Annotated in this window: 17 protein-coding genes and 2 pseudogenes; 7 read left to right on the top strand and 12 right to left on the bottom strand. The window is 71.0% G+C overall.

The window, feature by feature from the left end:
- Window positions 1-156: 156 nt before the first annotated feature.
- Window positions 157-867 (top strand): VC0807 family protein, encoded by a 711-nt coding sequence (locus ABZ854_RS12175; RefSeq protein ID WP_361208226.1) that lies wholly within the window; start codon window positions 157-159, stop codon window positions 865-867.
- 85 nt (window positions 868-952) lie between these two features.
- Here the strand turns inward: ABZ854_RS12175 and ABZ854_RS12170 are convergent.
- From ABZ854_RS12170 to ABZ854_RS12155, 4 genes and pseudogenes are all read right to left on the bottom strand, one after another.
- Window positions 953-1378: pseudogene (locus tag ABZ854_RS12170) on the bottom strand (carboxymuconolactone decarboxylase family protein); the annotation flags it as partial.
- Between the two features lie 712 nt (window positions 1379-2090).
- Window positions 2091-2414: pseudogene (locus ABZ854_RS12165) on the bottom strand (aromatic acid exporter family protein); the annotation flags it as partial.
- Between the two features lie 179 nt (window positions 2415-2593).
- Window positions 2594-3463: a class II glutamine amidotransferase gene (locus ABZ854_RS12160; protein WP_361208223.1), complete on the bottom strand. Its 870-nt coding sequence runs from the start codon at window positions 3461-3463 to the stop codon at window positions 2594-2596.
- Window positions 3464-3562: 99 nt separating this feature from the next.
- Complete coding sequence (locus ABZ854_RS12155) at window positions 3563-3799, bottom strand: DUF5133 domain-containing protein (protein WP_361208220.1); 237 nt, start codon at window positions 3797-3799, stop codon at window positions 3563-3565.
- 162 nt (window positions 3800-3961) lie between these two features.
- On the opposite strand from ABZ854_RS12155, the gene ABZ854_RS12150 reads away from it, so the two are divergent.
- Window positions 3962-4162 (top strand): type II toxin-antitoxin system VapB family antitoxin, encoded by a 201-nt coding sequence (locus ABZ854_RS12150; protein ID WP_129305048.1) that lies wholly within the window; start codon window positions 3962-3964, stop codon window positions 4160-4162.
- A 159-nt stretch (window positions 4163-4321) separates the two neighbouring features.
- On the opposite strand, the gene ABZ854_RS12145 is transcribed toward ABZ854_RS12150, so the two are convergent.
- A complete protein-coding gene (locus ABZ854_RS12145; protein ID WP_129305049.1) occupies window positions 4322-4492 on the bottom strand; it encodes a hydrophobic protein in 171 nt (56 codons plus the stop codon).
- A gap of 172 nt (window positions 4493-4664) precedes the next feature.
- Here ABZ854_RS12145 and coaD point away from each other — a divergent pair, with 172 nt between their 5' ends.
- Window positions 4665-5174, top strand: a complete 510-nt coding sequence (gene coaD / locus ABZ854_RS12140) for a pantetheine-phosphate adenylyltransferase (RefSeq protein WP_361208216.1) — start codon at window positions 4665-4667, stop codon at window positions 5172-5174.
- A gap of 3 nt (window positions 5175-5177) precedes the next feature.
- Here coaD and ABZ854_RS12135 read toward each other — a convergent pair whose 3' ends face one another.
- From ABZ854_RS12135 to ABZ854_RS12115, 5 genes are all read right to left on the bottom strand, one after another.
- Window positions 5178-5672, bottom strand: coding sequence for a GNAT family N-acetyltransferase (locus tag ABZ854_RS12135; protein WP_361208214.1), 495 nt, complete (start codon window positions 5670-5672; stop codon window positions 5178-5180).
- A 42-nt stretch (window positions 5673-5714) separates the two neighbouring features.
- On the bottom strand, window positions 5715-6848 hold the full coding sequence (locus tag ABZ854_RS12130; RefSeq protein WP_361208211.1) for a ferritin-like protein: 1134 nt from the start codon (window positions 6846-6848) through the stop codon (window positions 5715-5717).
- A gap of 221 nt (window positions 6849-7069) precedes the next feature.
- Window positions 7070-8281, bottom strand: a complete 1212-nt coding sequence (locus ABZ854_RS12125) for a glycosyltransferase (protein ID WP_361208208.1) — start codon at window positions 8279-8281, stop codon at window positions 7070-7072.
- Complete coding sequence (locus ABZ854_RS12120) at window positions 8278-9078, bottom strand: MerR family transcriptional regulator (RefSeq protein WP_361208206.1); 801 nt, start codon at window positions 9076-9078, stop codon at window positions 8278-8280. Before ABZ854_RS12120 ends, ABZ854_RS12125 begins: the two co-directional genes overlap by 4 nt.
- 263 nt (window positions 9079-9341) lie before the next feature.
- The gene (locus tag ABZ854_RS12115; protein WP_361208203.1) at window positions 9342-9941 is read right to left on the bottom strand and encodes a TetR/AcrR family transcriptional regulator; all 600 of its coding nucleotides are present in this window, start codon (window positions 9939-9941) and stop codon (window positions 9342-9344) included.
- 288 nt (window positions 9942-10229) lie between these two features.
- Here ABZ854_RS12115 and ABZ854_RS12110 point away from each other — a divergent pair, with 288 nt between their 5' ends.
- The 3 genes from ABZ854_RS12110 (at window position 10230) to ABZ854_RS12100 (ending at window position 12365) form a co-directional block, all read left to right on the top strand.
- Window positions 10230-10664, top strand: coding sequence for a hypothetical protein (locus ABZ854_RS12110; protein ID WP_361208201.1), 435 nt, complete (start codon window positions 10230-10232; stop codon window positions 10662-10664).
- 41 nt (window positions 10665-10705) lie between these two features.
- The gene (locus tag ABZ854_RS12105; RefSeq protein ID WP_361208198.1) at window positions 10706-11782 is read left to right on the top strand and encodes an acyl-CoA desaturase; all 1077 of its coding nucleotides are present in this window, start codon (window positions 10706-10708) and stop codon (window positions 11780-11782) included.
- A 127-nt stretch (window positions 11783-11909) separates the two neighbouring features.
- Window positions 11910-12365: a pyridoxamine 5'-phosphate oxidase family protein gene (locus tag ABZ854_RS12100; RefSeq protein WP_361208195.1), complete on the top strand. Its 456-nt coding sequence runs from the start codon at window positions 11910-11912 to the stop codon at window positions 12363-12365.
- Window positions 12366-12405: 40 nt separating this feature from the next.
- Here ABZ854_RS12100 and ABZ854_RS12095 read toward each other — a convergent pair whose 3' ends face one another.
- A complete protein-coding gene (locus tag ABZ854_RS12095; RefSeq protein WP_361208192.1) occupies window positions 12406-13065 on the bottom strand; it encodes a maleylpyruvate isomerase N-terminal domain-containing protein in 660 nt (219 codons plus the stop codon).
- Between the two features lie 383 nt (window positions 13066-13448).
- Between ABZ854_RS12095 and ABZ854_RS12090 the strand changes: the two genes are divergently transcribed.
- The gene (locus tag ABZ854_RS12090; RefSeq protein ID WP_361208322.1) at window positions 13449-15410 is read left to right on the top strand and encodes an ABC transporter ATP-binding protein; all 1962 of its coding nucleotides are present in this window, start codon (window positions 13449-13451) and stop codon (window positions 15408-15410) included.
- A 52-nt stretch (window positions 15411-15462) separates the two neighbouring features.
- Here ABZ854_RS12090 and ABZ854_RS12085 read toward each other — a convergent pair whose 3' ends face one another.
- Window positions 15463-16776 (bottom strand): phosphatase PAP2 family protein, encoded by a 1314-nt coding sequence (locus tag ABZ854_RS12085; RefSeq protein WP_361208190.1) that lies wholly within the window; start codon window positions 16774-16776, stop codon window positions 15463-15465.
- Window positions 16777-16944 lie beyond the last annotated feature (168 nt).

Here is a 16944-nt window from a genome sequence, read left to right as displayed (position 1 = left end):
CGCGGCCTCCGGTGATCCGGTGTCGCCCCGGAAGAGCCGCCTCTAGCCATCGCAGTCCAAGATCAGCAAGAATACGCACGGTCCGGACGTCCGCCGGGCCACGCCGTGCGCTTCCGCACGCCGCGTTCCAAAGCATCAGTGTCCCGGGGGAAAAGCATGTCCGGTTCCGCTCCGCAGCCTCCTGCCCGAAAGCGGTCGACCGCCGCCGTCGGCTGGCTGATCACCATCGCCCTCAACGTGGTCGCACCGATCGTCCTCTACAACCAGCTGCACGACCACGGCTACAGCGAGTCCGTCGCCATCATCCTGTCCGGCCTCGGCCCGGCGCTGGACATCGTGATCTACCTTGCCTGGCACCGGCGGGTCGACGAATTCGCCATCCTCTCGCTGACGTTCGTGGCGCTCACCCTGGTCATCTCGCTCGTCGGGCCGGACGACCCGCGGCTGCTGCTGGCCAAGGACTCCTTCGTGACGGGCCTGCTCGGTGTGGTCTACCTGGCCACCCTGGCCGCGCCGCGCCCGCTGATGTTCTACTTCGGCCGCAAGTTCGCCACGGACGGAACGCCGCAGATGATCGCCTGGTGGAACGGCATGTGGCAGTACCCCGGATTCCGCCTGGTGCAGCGCAATCTGACGCTCGTCTGGGGTCTGACGTTCATCGTGGAGGCGGTGGTGCGCGTCGTGCTGGTGTACCAGCTGCCCCACAGCCAGATGGTGACCGTCAACAGTGTCCTGCCGTACGCCGTGATCGGCGCGCTGGTCTACTGGACGATGGCCTACGCCCGGCGGGCGAGCGCCCGCGGTCGCGCCGCGACCGCCGCGGCACAGGCCACCGCCGCGGAGGCCGTCGGCGCCGAATCCGCCTGAAACCCTGAAACAGGGAGTACTCGACACCGGGCGGGACTGCCGCGCGGCACACCCCGCCCGGCTACCGCGCCGACTGCGGGTCAGGTCAGTCCCATTGTTCGTCGGCGAGAGAGCTGACCGGCTGGGGCTTTCCGATGACGGCCAGCGCGACGTAGAAGCTGATCTGGCCGATGGCAATGGTGAGGGTGGCCAGCGCCTTTTCGTCATAGTGCTTGGCGACCTCGGCGTACAGGTCGTCCGTGACACGCTCCCTGCCGTGCGGCGCCGGCTGGAGAGTGGCCTCCACCAAGGCCAGGGCGGCACGCTCGGCGTCGGTGAAGTACGGCGCGTCCTGCCACGAGGAGACCGCGGTGATGCGCTCCTCCGACTCCCCCGCCTTGCGCAGGAAGCCGGTGTTCAGGACCGTCAGGTAGGTGTTGCCCACGATCTGGCCGGCGCGCAGGTGGACGAGGCTCATCGTGGTGCGCGGCACGGAGCGGTTGCCCGTGGCCCGGAACAGAGCGGCGCTGACGAGTACCTCGCGGAGGTCGTCGTGCGTCGCGCGGGCTTCCTCGGTCTTCTGCCTCAGGCGGGCCTGTACGTCCGGACGTGTACCGCCGGTGACGACCTCCCCGTAGTCGTCCACCGCGTCGGCGGCCTGGTGGAGGAAGAGGGCGTAGGGCGCCAGGGCCTCGCTGTGCGGACGCGCGGAGGCCGGGGCGTCGTCGTCCGCGGTTTCCGCCAAGGTGCGGGTCAGGTCGATGGCGTAGTCCGCGAGTGCCTCCAGGTCGAAGACGATGCGCCGGTAGGGCGGCTGGACTCGCCGCAGCTGGGCGCGCCGCCGGCGGTCGGGGTTCAGCCGGATGCTCTCCCCGCTGCGCTCCACGGCGGAGCGCGCCTGCCGGACCATGCGGAAGAGCCGTCGGGCCCTGTGGTGCCAGTCGCGCACCTGCCGTTGCCCCCATGCGTCCTCCAGCCCGTCCGCGATCGCGTGCAGCGTCCGTGCTGCCTCGTCGATCGCCGCCCGTACGGCGTCGTGCGCGCTCCGTAGGCGCGCCGGAGGCAGAACCAGCATGTTCACTCCTACGCCGACCAGGGCGCCCAGCAGCGACTCCGCGAGCCGCTCGACGGCCAAGTCGAAGCTGGGGCGGGAGGTGAGGACAGCGCCGTGGTCGCGCCGTAGATCCCCTGTCGCCGAGCCGGGGCCAGTTGCCGAGCAGGAGGACGGCCGGCAGGACCACCGCCATCGCCAGTGCGGGTACGCCGAGCGCCGTGCCGCCGGCGGTGGCCAGTACCGTGCCCAGCGCGATGGCGGCGAGTTGCTGGAACCCCTGGGCGAAGGACTGGTACACCGTCGTCCTGACCAGCACCACCGCCACCCAGGGCGCGATGAACGACAGCGGCGCGTGCAGCCAGCGGTCCGCGACCAGCCAGGCCACGAAGGCGGCCAGCGCTGCCTTCAGCGACTGGACGACCAGCACCCGCTCCCGCCCGGGGCCGGCCCACGCCCGCCGTGTCGCGCGGCCCACGGCCACGGCCTCGGCTCGCGCGGCCCGCGCTACGTCCATCCCTCGCACCATGTCCGTGCCGGTGCCACGCAGCCCGTGCGGCATTCCTCTTCGGCACGGAGGGCTCGGTCACAGAGGTGCGGCTCGTCCCTCCCGGCCGCTTCGGTGTACCCGAGCAGGTCTTCGGCGTCGGCCGGCGGCACAGTCTCGGCAGGGGGTTGTTTGTCAGGGGCGGTCCGTCAGGCGGCCTTCTGTGAGGCGGCGGCGTCGGGCCGCAGGTCAGCCAGGGTGAGTTGGTGTGCCGGCGGTTCGGGCAGGACCACGCGGTGGGTGGTGTGGAGGCCGGGTCCTGCGTGGAGCAGCTCGCCCGGCTCCATCAGGCGCCAGTCGGGATGGTCGTCCATGCGTTCGCTGGCGATCACCACGGCGGGGTGGTCGATCAGGTCGGCGGAGTGGACCCGCATGCGTCCCTGGCTGCCGCCGTGGTCGAGGTGGCGAGAGCCGTGCTGTCCACCCGCCGGGCGCTGGAGGACGTACAGCTCGTGCGTGTCCGGGTAGCGCAGGGCCCACATCTGGTCGGGTGTGATCAGGACGAGGTTGAGGGCGTACACGGGCAGGTGCTCAGCGATCCATCGGGCGGCGTGCCGGATCCCGGCGGTGAGGTCGCCGCCGTTCTGCCTGGTCTCCCGGGTGATCAGGGCGAAGAACCGCTCCGAGTCGGTGTCGCCGTGGACGAGGGACCGGTCCGGGCCCAGGTGGTCGTCGAGCTGGTCGAGGCCCTCGATGACGCCGTTGTGCGCGAAAAGCCGCCCTTCCTGTTCGAAGGGGTGGGTGTTGCGGTCGAGGAGGCTGCCCGTGGAGGCGTAGCGCACGTGGGCGACGAAGGTGGCCGCCTCCACCTGCCGGGCCTCCTCGGCGAAGGCCCGGTCCTGGTACGCGGCGATCGGTGCCTTGTCGACGTGCGGGGTCCCGTCTGCCGCGAAGTAGCCGAGACCGGTCCCGTCGGGGTCGTGGTGGCTCTGTTGGCTGAGGCTGTCGGGGGCGTCCAGCAGCCAGAAGGTCGCGTGGGTGCGGCGCGGCGCACTGCTGAGGCCGAACAGTCGGCACATGATCCTCTCCTCCGTCACCGGGCGGCCGGGGCGTTGCTTGCGGGGGGGGCGTACGGGCCGGCTGTACGGCGGTGACCGGTGACGGCCGCGTGGCTGGGCTCAGCTGCTGCCGGTCAGCACCGCGCCCTCCTGGGGCCGGACGGCGGGCAGCCGGCGGCGCGCCGCCGTCAGGGCCGCGTCGATGTCGCGGGTACCGGTGGACACGCACAGGGTGTAGGCGACGTCCTCCATGCGCTGCCGCACGCGCTCGCCGTCCGCCGCGGAGGCATGGAGGGCGGCGAGGGATTCGTACTCGTCGATCAGGTCCCGCAGTACCGTGGGGTGCGCCATCAACATCGCAGAGCTCCTTCCACGCTGCCCCCGCGATCGCGGGAAAGCCGTGCGCTCCGGTACCCAATTCCTCGCTTCCCATGCATCGCATGCCACTACGGCGCCGGGCCGCCCCTGTCCTCCGCCGGGAGCGGCTAGAGTGCGCGTCCGACGCGATGAGGGGGCACCATGGCCAAGGTCAACATCAGTCTCGACGCGGAACTCGTGGTGGAAGTGATGGTCCTCGCCGGGATCGGTTCGCCCCAGGACGCCGTCGAGGCGGTGGTGCGGGACTACATCGCACGGGGCCACCGTACGGAGGCCCGCACGGAGTCGAAGGACCAGAATCTGCGCGAGGTCGACGTCAAGCCTCAGGATCCGCAGGGCTGAGCCCTCCGTCGCCTGCCGCCGCTCGAACTGCCTGGCGCGACTTTCCTCGGATGAGCCAGGGCCTCACACGCGAAGCGGGGCCCGGCCGCATGGGCCGGACCCCGCTCAACTCGCGCTGTCACCGGTGTTCCTGGGCGCTCCTCTTCCCAAGGCCCGTGTCTACCAGCGGTACCAGCGGCCCCTGCGCCCCGCGCCGTCGGCGGAGCGGACGACGAAGCCCAGCAGCCACACGATGAGCACGATCACCGCGATCCACCACAACGCCTTCAGTGCGAAACCCGCGCCGAAGAGGATCAGAGCCAGCAGAAGAACCAGAATCAGGGGAACCATCGATATCAACCTCCTGGCCACCGAATGCCCTTACGCAAGGCTTACAAGCCCTGAAAATGCGAGTTACTTCTACGAGATGGGGGGCATATTCGCGCCCTGCATGATGCCCGCTCTCCGGTGTCTCACGCAGCACGAGCACCCCTCTCGATGCTCCTTGTTACTGTTTCCGGTCATGCGAGCCCTCTTCCCAGGATCATTCGACCCGGTCACTCAAGGGCACCAGGACGTACTCCGGCGCGCCTCCCTCCTGTTCGACGAGGTCGTCGTGTGCGTGATGTTCAACGCGAACAAGACCGGTCGCCTCCCCGTCACGGAACGGCTGCAGCGACTCCGTACAGCAGCTGCCGGCCTGAGCAACGTCACGGTCGACTCCCACACCGGCGGCCTGCTGGTCGACTACTGCCGTCGGGCCGGGATCGACGTCGTCGTCCGCGGAGTTCGGGGGCTTGCCGACCTGGACTACGAGATGCCGATGGCCCGCATGAACCACGAGTTGGCCGGAGTCGAGACGCTCTTCCTCGCGGCCGACCCCGGCCTGGCGCACATCTCCTCCACCCTCGTCACCGCGACACGTCACCAGGGCCGTATGCCGAAGGGGGATCCGAGCGGGCAGGGCCAGGGCGTCCCGACGGGAGCAGGAGGCGCAGCGGCCGACTTGGCCGACTTGGGGCTCACCACGTAAGGGCTACGCCTCGAGGTCGCGCTGGAACCAGGTGCCCGATCTGCCGCCGAGATCGGCGGGGCCCGCCGGGCCGACCGGGATGAATCCGGCCTTGTCCAGGACTTTCCGTGACGCGGCGTTCTCGTGGGAGGTGGCCGCCCGGAGTGTGCGCAGGCCGTGCCGTGCTGCCGCGAGCCGGCACAGCTCCCCGACGGCCGCGGTGGCCACGCCACGGCCGGCGGCCTGCTCCGCGACCCGGTAGCCGAGATGGGCGGTGCCGTTCTCGCAGTCGTACAGGTTGAACCTGCCGAGCACCGAACCGTCCTCGGCGAGGAGCAGGTAGAAGGCGCAGACGCCGGCCTCCTGCTCGGCCAGGGCGGCCTCGTACCGGTCGGTGAACCGGTCGAAGAAGTCGTCGCCCCGGTCGGAGATCGAGGCGGCGAAGTAGGCGCGGTTCGCCAGCTCGAAGGCCAGGACCGCCGGGGCGTGGCCGGCCTGCAGCCGCTTCAGCTCGGACATTGGCCCACTCTATCCACCCGGAGCGTGGCGGCCTCGACGTGGTCAGACGGTGTTACGCGCGGCGGGTGGACGGAACTGGGGCCCGTAGGAGCCGGGGCCGTCAGGGCGGGTGGTTTCCATGAGTTCGACGGCGGGCCCCTCCAGGCCGTGCATCGCGTGCACGGCGGCGTTCAGCGCACGCGGGTCGCCCTCGCTCCAGGCGCTCTCCAGATGATGCAGAACGGCGTGGTACGTCCCGTCGAACCGGCCGAGGAGCCGGCGCACCGCGGGCGACGGGCCGGGCCAGCCGCCGGCGGGGACGGCGGCCATGGGCCGGGTGCTGGGGAAGGGGATGGCCTGTCCGCTGAACTCCCACCGATGGCCGACGCGTTGCAGGCGCCGCTCGTGGTAGATCTCGCCGAACGCGTAGTAGTGGGCGGGTTGGTCGTCGCCGAAGGCGTCAGCGGGCGAGCTGGTCGTGCCCTCACCCTGTTCCTTGACGATGCCGATGGCGTGTTCGACGTCGTCGAGGCTTGCGACAGGCTTGAGGACGTCGGACCCGATGTGTTTCGCCAGCTGGCCCTCGGCCGACAGTTCCGGGCGGGCGCGCCGGAAGGCGGCGAGTACGGCGTCGTAGAAGTCCCCGATCCCCGACGCGGCGTCGGCCCTCGCGAGGGGCTGGTCCGGGGCCTCGATGGCCATCATCACGTCGTGCACCAGGGACTTGGTCAGGCCGGAGAGGTACACGGTCACGCCGGCGCGGACGCCACCCGGCAGCTGTCCGGGGTAGGACATCGCCGCGTCCATGATCCGTGGGCGGCCGCCCACGGCCACCAGCAGGTTGCTGACCACGCCGAGGTGGTACATCTCGTCGGCGACGACGCGCCGGATGAGGCGAGCGGCCTGGCTGGTGCGGTCGTGGATCGACCACCATCCGCACAAGTAGGGCGGAATGGTCGCCAGTTCGAGCTGCACGGCGATCTGCAGCGACTCCCGGATCCAGTCGACGTCGCGTCGGTGCTCGGGAACGGCCATCAGGCGGGGAACAGCACCGCACCCGGCGGCCGGCCCCGGCTCCTGCTCCGGCCCGGGAGGCGACTGGACGGTGTCGGCGTCGGCGTCCGTGGCTGCCGCGAGCGGAAGCGCGGCGGCCACCGCCGCCGATGCCAGAAACCCCCGGCGCCCGAACGGGAGCACTCTTGAATCGTCCGGACCGTGTCCGCTGTCCGCCACTGATCTCTCCGTTCACAGGCCCGGAACCCTTCGCCGCTCCTGAAGCTGCGAAGGGCAGGAAGATCAGCCAAGCTAGCGGCGGTCGCCGGCAGATCCCGGCATGAACAGCCGGTCAGCGGCATCGACCACTCCTGTGGCCGATTCCACGCCCGGTCGGCGAGGAAGGACACACGCGTCGCGTGGCCTCATCCGGCGGCCAGCTGCCGGATGGCCTCGATGGTCCGGGCCGCGCCGTCCTCGGTCGCCACATGGTCTGCCGCCGTCGCGGCGGCTCGGCTGTGCGCCTGCTGCCTCACCACTCGGTCGAGGGCGTCGGCAAGCCGTTCCTCGGTGAGGGCCCGGAAGGGGATCGGGCCGGTGGCGGTGCCGAGGGCGGCGAGTCGCCGCGCCCAGAACGGCTGGTCCGCGGTCACCGGCACGGGGACGGCGGGCACTCCGGCGCGCAGCGCGGCCGCCGCGGTGCCGGCCCCGGCGTGGTGGACGACCGCGGCCAGCCGGGGGAACAGCAGGGCGTGCGGCACGTTCCCGATGGTGAGCACGTCGTCCCCGTCGGCGGCGAGCCCCGCGCTGCCGGCTTGGAGGATCCCCCGCAGCCCGGCACGGCGCAGAGCGCGCACAGCGAGTTCGCTCAGCCGTTCCCCGTCGCCGGAGGCCATGCTCCCGAAGCCGATGAAAACGGGCCGGGGACCGGCGCCGAGGAAGTCCTCGAGCTCGGCGGGCAGCCGCTCGGTCACGTCGTGGTGGGGCCACCAGTTGCCGACGACCTCCAAGCCGGGACGCCAGTCGGAGGGGCGGGGCACCAGGGCTGTGCTGAATCCGTGCAGGACGGGCCAGTTCGCCCGCTCCTGCCGCCCGCGCGTCTGGGCCGGGCAGGCCGGAGGCAGTCCGAGGCGGCGGCGCATCTGTGCGACGGCCTGTGTGTAGAGGCGGTCGGTCATCCGCAGTGCGAAGCGTCCCGCTGCCCGGTTGGCGAGACGTCCCAGTGAGCGGGAGCCGGTCACGACGGGCGGGAAGTCGCCCGTGGGTGCGGTGGGCTGGAGGTACACGCCGAGGCTCGGTATGCCCGTGGCCTCGGTGAGGTGCCAGCCGAGCGGGGCCGTGGTCGTCGACAGCAGCAGGAGGTCCGTGCCCGTGTCCACCGCGTCGGCGAAGCCGTGACCCAGTTCGGTGATGAACCCGGCGGCGTTCCGCATGAGTTCACGTGTGCCGGTGCCGCCGCCTCGCCGGGTGTCGGCGGGCAGACGGCGGAATTCCAGACCCGCGTCGCTTACGAGGGGTGCGAACGTGTCGGGTGCGGCGAGGACGACGTCGTACCCCGCGCGGCGCAGTTCAGCACCCAGGCCCGTGTAGGGCGCGACGTCGCCGTAGGATCCGGCCGCGGTGATCAGGATCCTCATCGGTGCTCCTCGGGATCGGTGCTGTCCCCTGCGTGGCGGGCCGCGTTGGCGTGCACCGCCCGGCACGTGAAGGCGGCCAGGCCCGGGCGCTGTTGGGAGGGCGGTACGACCAGCGCGAAGGCGCGCGGATCGGCGACGAAGTCGTCCGCGATACGCCGGTGCATGTCGGGCGGGCAGGCGGTGAACCAGCGTGCGATGTGCAGACGGTGCTCCTCGGCGAGGTCCATGGCCCGCTCGCCGTCGCTCGGCTCCCCCTCGTCGAAGGCCGCGAGCAGTTCCGCTCGCCAGGCGGCGGCCTCGCCCATGAGCCGGCGCCAGTCCTCCTTGGAGTGGGCGGCGGCGCGGGCCATCGCCTCGCGGTGTCCCGCCGAGTGCGCCCACTTCAGCTCCGCCTCGGTGGCATAGCTCAGGTCGAAGGTGACCTCGCCGAAGACCTCGAAGCGCTCCTGAGGAGTGAGGGACACCCCGGTCTTGTGGACCTCCACCGCCCGTTCCGCCACCTCGGCCAGCCGTTGCAGCCGGGCGATCTCCTCGCTCAACTGTCGCTGCCGGGCCCGGAGCCGCTCCAGTGGATTCGCCTGCGGATCCTCGAGGATCGCGGCGATCTCGTCGAGGGGGAAGCCGAGTTCACGGTAGAAGAGGATCTGCTGGAGACGGACCAGGTCGGCCTCACTGTAGAGCCGGTATCCGGCGTGGCTGCGGTCGCTCGGTGAGAGCAGACCCGCCTTGTCGTAGTGATGCAGTGTCCGCACCGTCACCCCGGCGACGGCCGAGACCTGCCCCACTGAGTAACTCATCCACCTGCCCTTTCGTCGGCCCACAGCCTCAAGCCTGACGTAGGGGGAGGGTCAACTCGCGGGCGTGCGGCTGCGAGTGCTTCCGCCGAGCTGCTACGAGTGGTCCCGCCGGGCTGCACGGCCAGGATCGGCGCTGCCCTGAGATCCCGTGTCCATGGGGGGATTTGTTCGTGGCCGCTCGCGTAAGACATGCGTCGTGCGGCCCCGCCTCCGCGGTCCGCCTGACACCCTCCCGCACTGCCATCAGGCCGGGCGGGAGGGTGTCAGGGTTGTCGGGCAGTGGTCAGTTCCGACAGGTGCCGGGCGATCACGTCCCGCATGAGCGGCGGGGTGGCGCGGTCCGGGCGGATCACGCAGTGCACCACGAGTCCGTCGATGAGCGCGTACAGCCGCTCGGACTCCACCCTGAGGTCGGGGTCGGTACGCGGGTCGTGTCGCGTCAGGACCTCGACGAGCTGGTGGCACAGGTCTTGCAGGAGTTCGTAGCTGGTGTCGCGCAGGGCCCGTAGCGTCGGTTCGGTCTGGGCCCGGACGGTGAAGGCCAGCCAGACTTCCGCCTCGGCGCGGCGCTCCGCGTCCAGAGGGAGCAGTTCCTCGATGGCTCTCAGGACCGTCACGGCGGGGTCCGGCTGGAGTTCGATTGCCTGGACCCTGTCGCGGACCCGGTCGATGACCAGCTGCATCGCGAACACGAGTACGTCCGACTGGGTGGCGAAGTAGTGCCGGAGGGACCCTGCGGACAGGCCGGCCTCCTTCGCGACGCTGCGGACGGAGACGCCTTCCCACCCGCGGCTGAGGATCAAACGCCACACGGCTTCGGCGACCGCGGCGCGCCGGGCCTGGGGATCGACGACTTTCGGCACCCCTCCTTTTTAGCACGCCCGTGCTATCTTTATTTGGCACAGTCGTATCACATCAGGAGGTGCGGTGCCCATGCTGTACGTACTGATCGTCGGATGCGAGATCGCCTTCTGGGTTCTTCTGGTCGCCGGCCTCCTGTGCCGCTACGCACTGCGCCGGCGCCGGGCGAGTGTGGTCCTGCTGTTGATGGTGCCCGCGGTCGATCTTCTGCTCTTCGCCGCGTCCACAGCGGACCTCGCGAGCGTGCGGCACCGACGGCCGCGCACGGCCTGGCGGCGATCTACCTGGGCGTGTCGACGGCCTTCGGCGGACGGCTGGTGGCGTTCGCGGACGGCCGTCTCGCCCACCGGTTCGGCGGGCCGCCGCCCAGCCGTCCGCCCCGCGCCGGGCCGGAGCACGCCGCCCATGAACGCCGTATGTGGGGCCGCCACCTGCTTGCCTGGAGCATCGGCAGCTGTCTGATCCTGCTGGACGCCGCGATCGTCGACGACGCCCACCGCGTCGCCCCGCTGACCGGCGTCATCGGCTCGTGGGGCGTGATCCTCGCGATCGACTTCGTGTGGTCCTTCAGCTACACCGTGTTCCCCCGCACGCCCCGCCCCGACCGGCGCGGGCCCGCACAGGGCCCACCGGCACCGCTGACTGACGCAGGCACCGGTCGGCGCGCAGTGGTGGCAACACCAGGGCCGGAGTGGGGAAAGCCCCCCGTCCGGTCCGGTGACTGACCGGCTGTTCCGGTCGAACGGGCATGCCGAGACTTGACAGCATGACGACTTCCTCTCAAGCCTTGGCCACGGCCGAGGTACCGGCCGCCCGTTCTCGTACGTCCGACCCCGCGGCCGGCAGCGACTTCGCCCGGCTGTCACGGCGTATCGCCGAGGCCGGTCTGCTGCGGCGGCGCCCGGGCTACTACACGGCGCGGATCAGCCTGGTGATCTTGCTGACGGGGGCGGGATGGGGGGCGTTCCTCGCGCTCGGGAACACCTGGTGGCAGTTGGCCGTGGCCGCCTTCCTGGCGCTGATGTTCGGGCAGATCGCCCTGGTGGCACACGACCTGGCGCACCGGCAGGTGTTCCGGCGGGGCGGGCCGAGCCAGGCGTGGGGCCGGCTCTTCGGCAACCTCGGGATCGGCATGAGCTACGGCTGGTGGATGCACAAGCACACCCGCCACCACGCCAACCCCAACCATGAGGAGCTCGACCCCGACGTCGCGCCGGACATCCTCGTGTGGTCCACGGCGCAGGCCCGCGACAGCCGGGGCGTCGCCCGCCTGATCGGTGGTCACCAGGCATGGCTGTTCTTCCCGTTGCTCACCCTCGAAGGGTTCAACCTGCACGTCGCCGGCCTGCGGGCGCTGCGCTCACCGGCCATGAAGCACCGGCTGCTGGAAGGGTGCCTGCTCCTGCTGCACCTGGCCGCGTACGTGTCCGCGCTGTTCTGGGTGCTCCCGCCGGGCAAGGCCGTCGCGTTCCTGTTCGTGCACCAGTGCCTCTTCGGGGTCTACCTCGGCTGCACCTTCGCCCCGAACCACAAGGGCATGCCCACCTTCACCGGCGACGAACGGCCCGACTTCCTGCGCCGCCAGGTCCTCACCTCCCGCAACGTACGCGGCGGACGCTTCACCGATGTGATGCTCGGCGGTCTCAACTACCAGATCGAGCACCATCTCTTCCCCAGCATGCCCACGCCGCACCTGCGGCGGGCCCGGTCCATCGTGCGGGCCTACTGCGCGGAGATCGGCGTGCCCTACCACGAGACGGGCCTGATCCGCTCCTACCGCGAGGCCCTCACCCACCTGCACCGCGTGGGGGAACCGATCCGGCGCCGCCGCAGGACACGCTGACGACCCCGATGACGTACGCCCGCGCATACCGGCTCACCGCCGAACCGCTTCCATGGATGTCATCCTGCCCGAGTCCGGAACTGGTTCCCGTACGGCGGCTCGTGGCCGCTGCTGCGAGGATGTGGGGATGGCGACGTGGCAGCGGTTCGAAGAGGAGGCGGCCTGGTTGGCCGCGGAGGTGCGCGCACGGTTCGAGGCACATGAGACCCACGTCCTCGCGACCCTTCGCAAGGACGGCTCGCCCCGGGTGAGTGGCAGCGAGGTGGATTTCAGGGGAGCCGAGCTGACGTTCGGCTCGATGCTCGGCGCGGTGAAGGCGCGTGACCTTCGACGTGACGGCCGGTGTGCGATTCACGCTCATCCCGGTGAAGGTGACGCCAAAGTCGCGGGATCGGCCGTCGAGGTCGTCGACCCCGCGGAGAAGCGGGCCATGACCACCGGCACGGAACCGCCCGGTGACTTCCACGCCTTCCGTCTCGACCTCACGGAGGCCGTCCTCACCACCGTGGACCAGGAGGAACAGCTGCTGGTCATCCACCTCTGGCGGCCCGGCCAGGCGGTGAAGGTGATCAAACGGCGCTGAGGGGGCGGCCTCGGTCGGCGGCGGGCCGGTCGTCCGCGGCTCACGGCCGGGGGGTGCCGTCCCAGCGCCAGGTCGTCGGGCGGGGGCGTCCGGGCAGGTCGGCGCGGCCGGTGGCCCAGAGGAGGGTGCGCCAGGCCTCGCCCGTGGACGGCGGTGCGTCGGGGAACAGGCGGTCGAGTACGCGCGAGCAGAGATCCTCGGGAGGAGTCCAGGGGAGATCGAGCCCCTGTGCCAGGTCGTGCGTGTGCACCAGGGTCTCCACGATCCCCATCGCGGCGAAGCCCTCGGTGTCCGAGACGCCGAAGACGTGGTGGGCGCGGGTTTGCGGCGGGGTCGTGCGCACCATGGCGACCAGCAGCGCACCGCTCGCTTCCAGGACCTGGAGCAGACCGGCCGGGCCCGCCTCGCGGTTCGCGTGAATGACGTTCGCCGGGCCGCCCGGCCTCCGGCTCCACCACAGGAAGGGCACCTCCCCGCCCGAGGGCGGTGGTGTGGGGCCGAGCTGCGCGGCATAGGCGAAGAGGTCGTCGCTGAGATGCTCGACGGTTTCCCAGCAGTCCCATTCCAGGGAGCCGGCCTTGCCTTCCCAGGCCGTGGGAGGCGCTTCGCGGAGGGTTGTCACGGCGAGCCGCACCGCGAGCTCGAGATCGTCGGCGGTGACGGGGGGCCGGGAGAGACCGGGGTCGGCTGATCGGGACATGGCAGGACCGTACCGCGCCCGGACCTGAACACCGACCGCGTAGTCAATGGCCCCCGTCCTCCTCCCACTTGGGCGCGGGACACGGCACATGCTCGGCGTTTCGGCCACCGGCGCCGCAGCGCCCGCTCCTTGCGGGGCAAGGGTCGATGCAGTCCGCATATTCCGGCGTGCCCTCAATCGCGGGGTGGTCGACGCGACCGAAATACATGTGTTCGAAGCCTTGGTTGACTCGTTGAACAGCGTGAACCAGCCGTGCGACCGTCAAGGGGGACCGCGTTGACTTCGGCCACCGCAGCAGTAACAGCACCAGCACCAGCGACGACGCTCGATGAACTGCCCGCGCCGGGAGGTGACCGGTGAAGAGGTTCTTCGGGCGGGTGCGGATGGCCGAGCCGGCGGTCTCCGACGCCGAGCAGGAGCTCTTCGGCGGCCCCCTGCGTTACGACCTCGGCTGGTCGGAGCACGAGCATGCCCGGCTCGATCAGACGATGCTGTCGGCTCTGCGTTCGATGCCCGGGCTGGTCGGGGCGACATTGCGCATGGCGTGGCAGGCGGACCGCCGCGCGCTGGTCACGGTCGCCCTCAGTGAGATCGGGCAGGGACTCGCCGCGGCCGTCGGGTTGCTCGCGGTCAACGCCGTCATGCACGCGCTGCTCGGCTCGGGCGCCCCGGGAGAGAGGCTGCAGGCGGTGCTGCCCGGTGTGCTCGCCGGCGCCGGGGCGGCCGTGGTCAACTCGGGGCTGGCCGGCTGGTCCACCTCGCGGGCGGGCCGACTGGAACCCCTGGTGGAGCGCATCGCCACGACCCAGTACCTAGCGGCCGCCGCGTCGGTGGAGCTGGAGGCCATCGAGGACCCGGAGTTCCGCCGGCTGATCGACGTCGCCCAGTACGGCGCCGCATCCGCCCGGCGCATGATCAGCGCGTGCGTGGCCGCCCTGAACGGGACCATCTCCCTGGTCTCCACGGCCGGCGTGCTCACCATCCTGCACCCGGCGCTCCTGCCGATGCTCATCCTGATCGCGGCGCCGCGCGGGTGGGGTGCGATGCGGGTGGCGCAGGAGCGGTACGTGTCGGTGATGAGCTGGGTCGAGCACGTGCGGGCCAGCCGCCTCATCGGCAACCTGCTCACCGAACGGACGGCCGCGCAGGAAGTGCGCATCCACGCCGTCGGGCCGTTCCTGCTCAGCCGCTACGAGCGGATGGCCGAGAGCGCCGAGGCCGAGCAGGAGCGGCTGGCCGCCGGCAAGGCCGTCACCGAGTGGGCGGCCGCCGCGCTGTCCGGCCTCGCCATGGCGGCGACGTACGCGACCATGTTCGTGCTGATCAGGAGCGGGCACATGAGTCTGGCCGTGGCGGGGACCGCCGTCGTCGCCGTCCGGTCGGGGTCGGCGAGTCTGGGCGCGCTGGTGATGAACGTGAACCAGCTGCACGAGGAATCCCTCTACGTCCGCGACCACGCCCGGTTCCTGGACGAGGCGGCGCGCCGCACCATCCCCGGCGGGGGCGCGCCGGTGCCGCCCCGGGTGAGACAGGTGGCCCTCGACCAGGTCGGCTACCGCTACCCGGACCGGGAGACACCGGCCCTCGACGGGGTGTCCCTCACGCTGCCGATGGGTTCGGTCACGGCGGTGGTCGGCGAGAACGGGTCCGGCAAGAGCACGCTGATGAATGTGTTGTCAGGGCTGCTGCTGCCGCAGAGCGGGCGTGTGCTGTGGGGTGACGCCGATGTCGCCTCCCTCGACCGCTCCGAGGTCTTCGACCGGGTCGCCCTGCTCACCCAGGACTTCCAGCGCTGGCCCGTGACGGCCGCGCTGAACATCCGGATCGGCCGGCCCGGCCGGGAGGCCGGTCCCGGGGACCTGCAGCAGTCCGTGGACTACGCGGGTGCCGGTCCGGTCGTCGCGAGGCTCCCCGACGGACTGCGGAGTCTGCTGGCCCGGATGTTCCGCGGTGCGAGCGAACTCTCCGGCGGCGAGTGGCAGAAGATCGGGCTCGCCCGGACGCACTGGCGCAGCTCCACCTCGGACGCCGACGGCGTGCTCATCGTGGACGAGCCCACGTCCGCCCTCGATCCGGAGGCCGAGATCGCCGCCTTCGACCGCATCCGCCGGCTGGCCTCCCCCGGCCGGGCCGTCGTCCTGGTCACCCACCGCATGTCCGGCGTCCGGCACGCCGACCGCATCTACGTCCTGCACCAGGGGCGACTGGTCGAGCACGGCAGCCACGGCGAACTCATGGCCGCCCGGGGGCGATACGCCTCGATGTTCGACGCTCAGGCCGCCCAGTACGCCCCTTCCGGGACCGTTCCCCGCCCCGGCTCCCCCACTGTCGTGGACCCGGCGTGACCTGTCCGTCCACACGGCCGGCAGGAGGCTCCCGGGTGCGTGGGGGAAGAGGTCAGGCCGGCTCGGGTTGCGGGATCGGCTGGGGTGCCGGTGCGGTCCGCGGCTCCCAGAGCCTGGTGGTGCGGGTGTAGCCGTAGATCACCGAGGTCATGGCGAGGAGGAGAAGTGGTCCGGACAGCCAGGGGTGTTCGGCCATGCGCAGCGGCAGGAAGCGGTACGACAACAGGAGGGCGGTGAAGACGGCCGTGCCATGGACGACCAGGTGGAGCCCCGGCCGGTCCCAGCCGCGGGCATGGGCGCGCAGTGCCGCTTCGACGGTGAGCGCGAAGACGACGCCGGCGACGAGATCCACCCCGTAGTGGTAGCCGAATCCCAGGGTCGCGGTGAGGGTGGCCACGAGCCAGAACGCGCCGGCGAAACGCAGGAGCCTCGGGCCCTTGCGGGAATGGATGAAAATGGTCGTCGCCCAGGCCGTGTGCAGGCTGGGCATGCAGTTGCGCGGGGTCATCCCGTCGAATCGCATCGGGTGCGGAGCGTGCACCGGGGTCGGTGTGTGCGGCCAGAGGGTGGCCATCGCCCAGTGTCCGCCGTCCGCGCCGAAGGCGAAGACCGGACCGACCACCGGGAAGACCATGTAGACGGCCGGGCCGAGGACCCCGATCGCCAGGAAGGTGCGGACCAGGTGGTGGCGGGGGAAGCGGCGCTCGTCGGCGACGTTGCGGAGCTGGTACAGCGCTACGACGACCGCGGCGACGGCGAGCTGGATGTAGACGTAGTCGAGGAGGTGTGAGCCGACGGGGCCGGAGGCGTTCACCAGGCGGCCCACCAGCCAGGACGGGTTGCCCAGGGCGTGGTCGGCGGTCGCGGTGTACTGGTCGAGGACCGAGGGGCGGGTCTTGGAGGTGATCAGCAGCCAGGTGTCGCCGGTCTTGCGGCCGGCGACGAGGAGGAGTCCGAGTCCGACGCCCTTGAGGAGCAGGACGCGTTCGGCTCCCGTGCGGCGGGTCACGGCTATGACGCCGTAGCCGAGCATCACCCACAGCGCGCCGTTGCCGAAGGGATGGCCGTCGGTCACGGTGATGCCGGCCGCCCACCGCACCAGGATGACAGTGACGTCGATCCCGATCGCGGTACCGGCGGCGATGAGCCGTTCACGCCAGGTGAGAACCACCATCATCAGCGCCAGGCTGGCGTAGAGCAGAAAGCCGGACTTCGGCGGGAACACCACCTCTCGCGCCTGCTCCGTGATCGGCCCCGGCATTCCGTAGTGGCGCGCGGCGAGTTCCAGCGCGATCAGGAATCCGAGGACCACGACCCCCGCGGCGGCCCACAGCACCACCCGCGGCCTGCGCCCCCCGGCGGACATGACTATGCGGCTTATTCGCGGGAACACCCGCGCTCCTCTGGTTATCAATTGGTTTGACCGATTTGTCAGTTATTGGATGAACAGGTCGCTACTCGTGCCCGACAGTATGGCAAACCGGTCGCGGACCAGGGTGAACACCAGCCCCCATGGCATGATTCCTACTCGACA

Source organism: Streptomyces sp. NPDC047028 (assembly GCF_040644095.1).
GTDB lineage: Bacteria > Actinomycetota > Actinomycetes > Streptomycetales > Streptomycetaceae > Streptomyces.
Note: the sequence above shows the minus strand (reverse complement) of the source record. Positions and strands in the feature narration are given on the sequence as shown.

What these genes read in the sequence shown, in the direction of transcription:
- ABZ854_RS12085 (WP_361208190.1), bottom strand. Translation starts at nt 16,776, where the DNA reads ATGTCCGCCGGGGGGCGCAGGCCGCGGGTGGTGCTGTGGGCCGCCGCG.
- ABZ854_RS12145 (WP_129305049.1), bottom strand. Translation starts at nt 4,492, where the DNA reads ATGGTTCCCCTGATTCTGGTTCTTCTGCTGGCTCTGATCCTCTTCGGC.
- ABZ854_RS12125 (WP_361208208.1), bottom strand. Translation starts at nt 8,281, where the DNA reads ATGAGGATCCTGATCACCGCGGCCGGATCCTACGGCGACGTCGCGCCC.
- ABZ854_RS12150 (WP_129305048.1), top strand. Translation starts at nt 3,962, where the DNA reads ATGGCCAAGGTCAACATCAGTCTCGACGCGGAACTCGTGGTGGAAGTG.
- ABZ854_RS12155 (WP_361208220.1), bottom strand. Translation starts at nt 3,799, where the DNA reads ATGTTGATGGCGCACCCCACGGTACTGCGGGACCTGATCGACGAGTAC.
- ABZ854_RS12105 (WP_361208198.1), top strand. Translation starts at nt 10,706, where the DNA reads ATGACGACTTCCTCTCAAGCCTTGGCCACGGCCGAGGTACCGGCCGCC.
- ABZ854_RS12120 (WP_361208206.1), bottom strand. Translation starts at nt 9,078, where the DNA reads ATGAGTTACTCAGTGGGGCAGGTCTCGGCCGTCGCCGGGGTGACGGTG.
- ABZ854_RS12100 (WP_361208195.1), top strand. Translation starts at nt 11,910, where the DNA reads ATGGCGACGTGGCAGCGGTTCGAAGAGGAGGCGGCCTGGTTGGCCGCG.
- ABZ854_RS12095 (WP_361208192.1), bottom strand. Translation starts at nt 13,065, where the DNA reads ATGTCCCGATCAGCCGACCCCGGTCTCTCCCGGCCCCCCGTCACCGCC.
- ABZ854_RS12135 (WP_361208214.1), bottom strand. Translation starts at nt 5,672, where the DNA reads ATGTCCGAGCTGAAGCGGCTGCAGGCCGGCCACGCCCCGGCGGTCCTG.
- ABZ854_RS12175 (WP_361208226.1), top strand. Translation starts at nt 157, where the DNA reads ATGTCCGGTTCCGCTCCGCAGCCTCCTGCCCGAAAGCGGTCGACCGCC.
- ABZ854_RS12090 (WP_361208322.1), top strand. Translation starts at nt 13,449, where the DNA reads ATGGCCGAGCCGGCGGTCTCCGACGCCGAGCAGGAGCTCTTCGGCGGC.
- ABZ854_RS12160 (WP_361208223.1), bottom strand. Translation starts at nt 3,463, where the DNA reads ATGTGCCGACTGTTCGGCCTCAGCAGTGCGCCGCGCCGCACCCACGCG.
- coaD (WP_361208216.1), top strand. Translation starts at nt 4,665, where the DNA reads ATGCGAGCCCTCTTCCCAGGATCATTCGACCCGGTCACTCAAGGGCAC.